10 protein-coding genes and 2 pseudogenes are annotated in these 6,293 nt (G+C 58.6%); 7 read left to right on the forward strand and 5 right to left on the reverse strand.

Annotated features, from left to right (window positions below; genetic code table 11):
- Positions 1-31: 31 nt before the first annotated feature.
- The 3 genes and pseudogenes from merG (at position 32) to merD (ACQKPS_RS04120) (ending at position 1,748) form a co-directional block, all read left to right on the forward strand.
- Positions 32-685, forward strand: coding sequence for a phenylmercury resistance protein MerG (merG, locus tag ACQKPS_RS04110; protein WP_011405609.1), 654 nt, complete (start codon positions 32-34; stop codon positions 683-685).
- Between the two features lie 80 nt (positions 686-765).
- Positions 766-1,404, forward strand: a complete 639-nt coding sequence (gene merB, locus ACQKPS_RS04115) for an organomercurial lyase MerB (RefSeq protein WP_011405610.1) — start codon at positions 766-768, stop codon at positions 1,402-1,404.
- Positions 1,401-1,748, forward strand: a pseudogene (gene merD / locus ACQKPS_RS04120) (mercuric resistance transcriptional repressor MerD). The gene merB (ACQKPS_RS04115) and the pseudogene merD (ACQKPS_RS04120) overlap by 4 nt, the downstream one beginning before the upstream one ends.
- A 90-nt stretch (positions 1,749-1,838) precedes the next feature.
- Here merD (ACQKPS_RS04120) and ACQKPS_RS04125 read toward each other — a convergent pair.
- Together ACQKPS_RS04125 and ACQKPS_RS04130 are read right to left on the reverse strand one after the other, a co-directional pair.
- Positions 1,839-2,297: a hypothetical protein gene (locus ACQKPS_RS04125; protein WP_011405611.1), complete on the reverse strand. Its 459-nt coding sequence runs from the start codon at positions 2,295-2,297 to the stop codon at positions 1,839-1,841.
- A gap of 84 nt (positions 2,298-2,381) precedes the next feature.
- Positions 2,382-2,816 (reverse strand): mercury resistance transcriptional regulator MerR, encoded by a 435-nt coding sequence (locus tag ACQKPS_RS04130; protein WP_010981353.1) that lies wholly within the window; start codon positions 2,814-2,816, stop codon positions 2,382-2,384.
- Between the two features lie 68 nt (positions 2,817-2,884).
- On the opposite strand from ACQKPS_RS04130, the gene merB (ACQKPS_RS04135) reads away from it, so the two are divergent.
- The 4 genes from merB (ACQKPS_RS04135) (at position 2,885) to ACQKPS_RS04150 (ending at position 4,569) form a co-directional block, all read left to right on the forward strand.
- A complete protein-coding gene (merB, locus tag ACQKPS_RS04135) occupies positions 2,885-3,523 on the forward strand; it encodes an organomercurial lyase MerB (RefSeq protein WP_011405612.1) in 639 nt (212 codons plus the stop codon).
- 111 nt (positions 3,524-3,634) lie between these two features.
- Positions 3,635-4,000, forward strand: coding sequence for a mercury resistance co-regulator MerD (merD, locus tag ACQKPS_RS04140; RefSeq protein WP_000995361.1), 366 nt, complete (start codon positions 3,635-3,637; stop codon positions 3,998-4,000).
- On the forward strand, positions 3,997-4,233 hold the full coding sequence (merE, locus tag ACQKPS_RS04145) for a broad-spectrum mercury transporter MerE (RefSeq protein ID WP_005413392.1): 237 nt from the start codon (positions 3,997-3,999) through the stop codon (positions 4,231-4,233). The genes merD (ACQKPS_RS04140) and merE overlap by 4 nt, the downstream gene beginning before the upstream one ends.
- A 132-nt stretch (positions 4,234-4,365) precedes the next feature.
- Positions 4,366-4,569: a DUF3330 domain-containing protein gene (locus ACQKPS_RS04150; RefSeq protein ID WP_005413391.1), complete on the forward strand. Its 204-nt coding sequence runs from the start codon at positions 4,366-4,368 to the stop codon at positions 4,567-4,569.
- Positions 4,570-4,607: 38 nt separating this feature from the next.
- On the opposite strand, the gene ACQKPS_RS04155 is transcribed toward ACQKPS_RS04150, so the two are convergent.
- From ACQKPS_RS04155 to ACQKPS_RS04165, 3 genes and pseudogenes are all read right to left on the reverse strand, one after another.
- Positions 4,608-5,222 (reverse strand): recombinase family protein, encoded by a 615-nt coding sequence (locus tag ACQKPS_RS04155; RefSeq protein ID WP_010981357.1) that lies wholly within the window; start codon positions 5,220-5,222, stop codon positions 4,608-4,610.
- A gap of 60 nt (positions 5,223-5,282) precedes the next feature.
- Positions 5,283-6,038: a transposase gene (locus ACQKPS_RS04160; RefSeq protein ID WP_081322316.1), complete on the reverse strand. Its 756-nt coding sequence runs from the start codon at positions 6,036-6,038 to the stop codon at positions 5,283-5,285.
- Positions 6,039-6,199: 161 nt separating this feature from the next.
- Positions 6,200-6,293, reverse strand: a pseudogene (locus ACQKPS_RS04165) (sugar ABC transporter permease); the annotation flags it as partial.

The raw sequence follows: 6,293 nt of genomic DNA on the forward strand, positions 1-6,293 counted from the left end.
TGGGCACCAAAACAGGGACAGAGGAGTTTTTATGTTTTGTGACATCAGACTTAAATTACGCCGTGTACGCGCGTGCTTGACGATCGTACTGGCAAGTACCGCAACGTTAGGCATGCCAAACCAAGCGTTGGCGGCTTATGATTTTTCTAAGCTCGGCGCCGCGATTGAAACATTGTCGCCAGAGACCGTCAGTGATTGGGAAAAGAAGGCCAGGGCTGGCGATGCCATGGCTCAGAACATCATGGGTCTTGCGTACAAATGCGGTATGGGCGTAAAGCAAAACCACGCGGCATCGATCCAGTGGTTCCGCAGGGCGGCCGAGCAGGGTGAAGCCGATGCACAGTTCAACCTCGGGCGCCTCTACGGAAGTGAAGTCGACGGTATGTATAAGAATGGGCGTGCGGCTCCTGCCAACGATGCAGAGGCTTTCAAGTGGTACCGCCTCGCTGCCGAGCAGGGACACACGCAGGCTCAAGTCAGGCTGGCCCAGCTGTTTGCAAAGGGTCTTACCGACATCGCGCCCGACCAGGTGCAGGCATACCAGTGGATGAGTCTGGCCGCAGCGTCGGGAGAACCGACAGCAGCAAAAGTCGTTGCAGACTATGCAGCTCAAATGAAGCCCGAACAGTTACAGCAAGCCCAGCTGCTGGCCGAGGAATGGCAACGCCGGCAAGGCACAAAGTAATTCGTCTTTGTTAAGCGCAGGACGTAACCGCCGAGTAAGGTTTATCCCGGTTGATCGCTGCCCGATATAACAGGTGGAAAATGGACAAGACTATTTATTCCAAAAAGATTGCCGAAAGCCTTTCATCTGGCAATCATCCTAAAGAGTTCGCAACGCTCTTTGTCGCGCTGCTCCGACAGCTAGCGATGGGGGGACCTGTATCACGCGAAAAGCTCGCCGGCGCACTCGGATGGTCTGGAGCGAGAGTTGCAACGGTACTTGAGCAGGCACCTGGTACGGAATATGACGACGAGGCCAATATCATTGGACTGGGGCTGACACTACGTGAAACCTCTCACGTTTTTGAGGTGGATGGCCGTCATTTGTACACATGGTGTGCGCTGGACACCTTGATGTTTCCCGCCTTGACCGGCAAGATTGCCCGTGTCACTTCCCGCTGCGCCGCCACCGGTAGGCCGATCACTCTCACCGTTGCACCAGAAGCAGTGCTTCATGTCGAACCGGCAGAAGCAATGGTTTCACTGCGAACTCCGGATACTTCGCCCGACATTCGTTGTTCGTTTTGCTGTCATGTGCATTTCTTTGCGTCTCCGTCTATTGCAAATTCGTGGGCTTCGACCCACCAAGGGATTGAGGTCGTGCCTGTCGAGAGTGCGTTCGACCTTGGTCATGATGTCGCGCTTAAGCTGCTAGAGGACTGCGAGGAAAGCCCAGTATGAATGCGTACTCGATATCGAAGCTGGCTGATGATGCTTGCGTCAGCGTGCATGTCGTGCGCGACTACATGATACGCGGCTTGTTGCACCCTGCTCGGCGAACCGAAAGTGGCTAGAACATTTTCGATGACAAAACACTCGGAAGGCTGCGGTTTCTCCGCGCAGCCTTCGAGTCCGGAATTGGGCTCGACGAACTGGCGCGACTTTGCAAAGCATTGGACGCAGACGATAGCGAAAGCCTGGACCGATGCGTCGAGCGCGTGCGATGGAAGATCGACGTGCGTCGAACAGTTTTGACTGTCGTCGAGGCCTCTTTGAATGAAATGGCGGCCGGTGCAGCTACTTGAGGTCCGGCCGGTAAAAGCGTTGGAATTAGCCACTTCGTATATAATATATTGATTAATATAGCTTTTTCGATGAATGTTTGACTAAAGCCTTTATCGCGACAGTGACTCCTGAAGCTGCTTAAACTGCCCCTGAATCACCGCTTTTTCCTGAAGAATCAACTTGTTCTCATCGGACAGAACTTCCGCTCTATTCTGAGAGGCTTTCAGATCCGTTTTGGTGACCTCTAATGCTTGGGATAGTACGGCCACCTGCTTATCGGCATCTGCTTTCTGGCTTGCGAGTGCGGCAATATTATCCGCCAATTGTTTGCTTTCATGCTTCCGCTCCCGGTTTTTTGCCGAGGCGTCGTTAAGTTGATGCTCCAAGTTCTGGATATCGGCCACTTGCCTATCCAAGGTGCTTTTGTGCATCGCATTGGCCTGTTCGAGCTCATGCGTTTGTCGTTGTAATTGCGCATTAGTGTCTATCAGCTCGGACGCTCTTGACTCGGCTTGGATGAGCCGGTTTTGCAGGTCTTGAATCTGGTCTTTCAGGCCCCGGTTAACCATCTGGAATTGCTCGCGCTCCTGCTGCCGGTCTTCGGCGGTGCGTTGCTGGTAGGGGGCACCTCAGAAAACGGAAAATAAAGCACGCTAAGCTGTGGAAGCCCCTGCCAAGCTCGTTCCACCTTGCAACGACGCAATCAGCGGACACGAAACATTCCCCTGCCGCGAATGGCAGGCGCACACCAGGTCAGACAGCACAGCCTCCATGCGCGCCAAATCGGCCATCTTCTCGCGCACGTCTTGGAGCTTGTGCTCGGCCAGGCTGCTGGCCTCCTCGCAGTGGGTGCCATCGTCGAGCCGCAGCAACTCGGCGATTTCATCCAGGCTGAAGCCCAACCGCTGGGCCGATTTCACGAATCGCACCCGTGTCACGTCCGCCGCGCCATAGCGGCGAATGCTGCCATAGGGCTTGTCCGGCTCGGGCAACAAGCCCTTGCGCTGATAGAACCGGATGGTCTCCACGTTGACGCCGGCTGCCTTGGCAAAAACGCCAATGGTCAGGTTCTCCAAATTATTTTCCATACCGCTTGACTCCGTACATGAGTACGGAAGTAAGGTTACGCTATCCAATTCAAATAGGAGATGGAACCATGAAGCTCGCCCCATATATTTTAGAACGTCTCACCCCGACCAACCGGCCCAAAGGTTTTGCGGAGTTCTTGGTCGCGCTACTGGGTGAACTTGCCAAGGGACGCCCGATTTCGCGAACTACGCTTGCCAGGACTCTTGGCTGGCCCGCTGAGCAAGTGGCGGCTGTGCTCGAACAAGCCACCAGTACCGAATACGACAACGATGGGAACATCATCGGCTATGTCCTCACCTTGCGCGAGACGTCGCATGTCTTGGAAATTGACAACCGCCGGCTGTATGCCTGGTGCGCGCTGGACACCCTGATGCTCCCGGCGTTAATCGGCCGTACAGCTCGCGTCTCGTCGCATTGCGCTGCAACTGGAGCACCCGTTTCGCTTACGGTTTCACCCAGCGAGATACAGGCTGTCGAACCTGCCGGCATGGCGGTGTCCTTGGTATTGCCGCAGGAAGCAGCCGACGTTCGTCAGTCCTTCTGTTGCCATGTACATTTCTTTGCATCTGTCCCGACGGCGGAAGACTGGGCCTCCAAGCATCAAGGATTGGAAGGATTGGCGATCGTCAGTGTCCACGAGGCTTTCGGCTTGGGCCAGGAGTTTAATCGACATCTGTTGCAGACCATGTCATCTAGGACACCGTGATCGGATATCGACCCAATGTTCTACGGCACCGGCATCGGATTCGCAGCGCGCGGATTGAACTCGGCGAAACGGTATATGCATTGCCGTGAACCGACCAAAAGGAGGTGTTCGATGAACGCCTACACGGTGTCCCGGCTGGCCCTTGATGCCGGGGTGAGCGTGCATATCGTGCGCGACTACCTGCTGCGCGGATTGCTGCGGCCAGTCGCCTGCACCACGGGTGGCTACGGCCTGTTCGATGACGCCGCCTTGCAGCGACTGTGCTTCGTGCGGGCCGCCTTCGAGGCGGGCATCGGCCTCGGCGCATTGGCGCGGCTGTGCCGGGCGCTGGATGCGGCGAACTGCGATGAAACTGCCGCGCAGCTTGCTGTGCTGCGTCAGTTCGTCGAACGCCGGCGCGAAGCGTTGGCCAATCTGGAAGTGCAGTTGGCCGCCATGCCGACCGCGCCGGCACAGCATGCGGAGAGTTTGCCATGAACAGCCCCGAGCGCATGCCGGCCGAGACGCACAAACCGTTCACCGGCTACCTGTGGGGCACGCTGGCCGTGCTGACTTGCCCCTGCCACCTGTCCATCCTCGCTGCCGTGCTGGCCGGCACAACCGCCGGTGCATTCCTTGTCGAGTATTGGGTCATCACGGCGCTCGGTTTGACCGGCCTGTTTCTTCTGTCACTGGCGCGGGCGTTGCGGGCATTCAGGGAAAGATCATGAGCGCTTCCCGGCCGGATGGATGGACTACGGCGGAGGGCCCAAGCGTTCGAGCGCGGGCAAGGCTTTCTGTTCGCAAAGCCGATGCCGGCGGCGGCATTCGCCGTCTTCGTCAGTCAATGGAGGGGTGCCACCATGAATGCAAATGATCCGACCGCCACCAGTTGCTGCGTGTGCTGCAAGGAAATTCCGCTCGATGCCGCCTTCACACCGGAAGGCGCGGAGTACGTCGAGCACTTCTGCGGGCTGGAGTGTTATCAACGTTTCCAGGCGCGGGCCAGCACTGCGACCGAAACGAGCGGCGAACCGAACGCTTGCGGTTCGCCGCCGTCAAATTGAGACAAACCACGCTTTCGCTACGTCGCCTCATGTCGGCATCAAATTCGGCTGAGTAGCTTCTCGCCATCTGGACGTAGCTCGCCCTTGGGTGAAATATGCCGATACAGGGTCTGCCGCGTGATGCCAAGTTCCTGGCACAGGTCGCCGACCTTGGTCTCTGACTGCCCCATTGCCGCCATCGCCAGCCGCAGCTTGGCGGCGGTCATCTTGAACGGCCGGCCGCCTTTCCGGCCGCGTGCCCGTGCTGAGGCCAGGCCCGCCACGGTGCGCTCGGCGATCAACTCGCGCTCGAACTCGGCCAGCGCGGCGAAGATACCGAAGACCAGCTTGCCGGCGGCGGTCGTGGTGTCAATGGCCGCGCCGTGCCCGGTCAGCACCTTGAGGCCGATGCCGCGTCCGGTCAGGTCATGGACGGTATTGATCAGATGGCGCAGGTCGCGCCCGAGCCGATCCAGTTTCCAAACGACCAACGTGTCGCCTGGCCGTAGTGCCTTCAGACAGCTCGCCAGACCGGGACGATCCTCGCGTTTTCCGGACGCTTGGTCTTCATAGAGATGCGCCGGATCAACACCGGCCGCGACCAGCGCATCGCGCTGCAAGTCCGTCGCCTGGGAGCCATCCGCCTTCGATACTCGCATGTAGCCAATCAGCATCTTGTACCTGTCACATATACGTTCGATTATGTGACAGTTTGCATCGGGAAGCTCTGCACGTCAAAATTTGTCACTTAACCCGTCATTCTGTCTAAGGCATGCAAAGGGTAGGCTAGGCTCATAATGTGACAGAAATTCCGGGGGGATGCCTTCCTTCGCGAAGGTGGCGCGCAACTGTTCCAAGGAAGCGGGGTCGCGCCGACCATAGGAAGCCAACGCGAACAGCGAGCGTGCCGTCTCGGGGTTGTGTCGTGCTTCAATGATGGCCTCATCAATGGCCTGGATTGCACGCTGCCAGTGATCGACGGGTTCGGGCTTCGGCGCTTTCGCCGGCAGGCCACTGGTGAACCCGGTTTGGGGCTCGGACCAGAATAGCTTTGCGTGCTCGCCTGGCGGGCTTATATCCCTCACCTCAATCAAGCTGATTGCCGTTGCCGCCGCCTCCAGCATCTGCAACCGTACTGCCGGGTTCAGGGTTTCATACGGTCGCCACAGACTTTGCCCAGCACGCAGCGGATGCCCGCAGCATTCCCAGATTTGGCGGAGATACCCCGCGTAGGTGCCGCACGTCGAAAGCGGGGTGTTCAGCTCATCGAGCAGCGTGCGTAGCAGCCTAAACCACAATCCGGCGTGGATGCGTCGGCGCGGCAACTCCACGTGGCCGGTCGTCAGTGCCTGCCAGGTACGCTGGTCCATCGCCGCAATCGCGTCGCTGGCAGTGCGCGGTTCGGCGTCGGCGTTCTCCCAGCCGAGAAACCGCCCTGGCACGCCCCAATAGGATTCCAGCCAGCAGCCATGCAGTGGGCAGCTCAGCATCAGGGGCAGCTTCCACGCGAGCAGTACGGCTTGGTTCTCCGGATCGTTCAGGCAGAGCGGACAGGCGCGGTGTATCGGTTGGGTGGGCAGCCAGGCACGCCAGCTCGTGATGGATCGCGTCTTACGGCGGAGTCTCGGCAGCAGTACCGAGAGCTGGAACGCACGCCGATGGCCAGGCTGATTGCAATGAACAGGCCGCCGAACAGCATCAGGTTCTTGCTCGCCACCCACCAACGGTCGTTGTCGAACAGCCGG

The sequence above is a fragment of the Pseudomonas sp. NPDC086566 genome, assembly GCF_050280885.1.
In the GTDB taxonomy this organism is placed as follows: Bacteria; Pseudomonadota; Gammaproteobacteria; order Pseudomonadales; family Pseudomonadaceae; genus Aquipseudomonas; species Aquipseudomonas vlassakiae.

Coding starts and splice junctions, on each gene's coding strand:
- merG (WP_011405609.1), top strand. CDS start 32: ATGTTTTGTGACATCAGACTTAAATTACGCCGTGTACGCGCGTGCTTG.
- merB (WP_011405610.1), top strand. CDS start 766: ATGGACAAGACTATTTATTCCAAAAAGATTGCCGAAAGCCTTTCATCT.
- ACQKPS_RS04125 (WP_011405611.1), bottom strand. CDS start 2,297: ATGGTTAACCGGGGCCTGAAAGACCAGATTCAAGACCTGCAAAACCGG.
- ACQKPS_RS04130 (WP_010981353.1), bottom strand. CDS start 2,816: ATGGAAAATAATTTGGAGAACCTGACCATTGGCGTTTTTGCCAAGGCA.
- merB (WP_011405612.1), top strand. CDS start 2,885: ATGAAGCTCGCCCCATATATTTTAGAACGTCTCACCCCGACCAACCGG.
- merD (WP_000995361.1), top strand. CDS start 3,635: ATGAACGCCTACACGGTGTCCCGGCTGGCCCTTGATGCCGGGGTGAGC.
- merE (WP_005413392.1), top strand. CDS start 3,997: ATGAACAGCCCCGAGCGCATGCCGGCCGAGACGCACAAACCGTTCACC.
- ACQKPS_RS04150 (WP_005413391.1), top strand. CDS start 4,366: ATGAATGCAAATGATCCGACCGCCACCAGTTGCTGCGTGTGCTGCAAG.
- ACQKPS_RS04155 (WP_010981357.1), bottom strand. CDS start 5,222: ATGCTGATTGGCTACATGCGAGTATCGAAGGCGGATGGCTCCCAGGCG.
- ACQKPS_RS04160 (WP_081322316.1), bottom strand. CDS start 6,038: ATGCTGAGCTGCCCACTGCATGGCTGCTGGCTGGAATCCTATTGGGGC.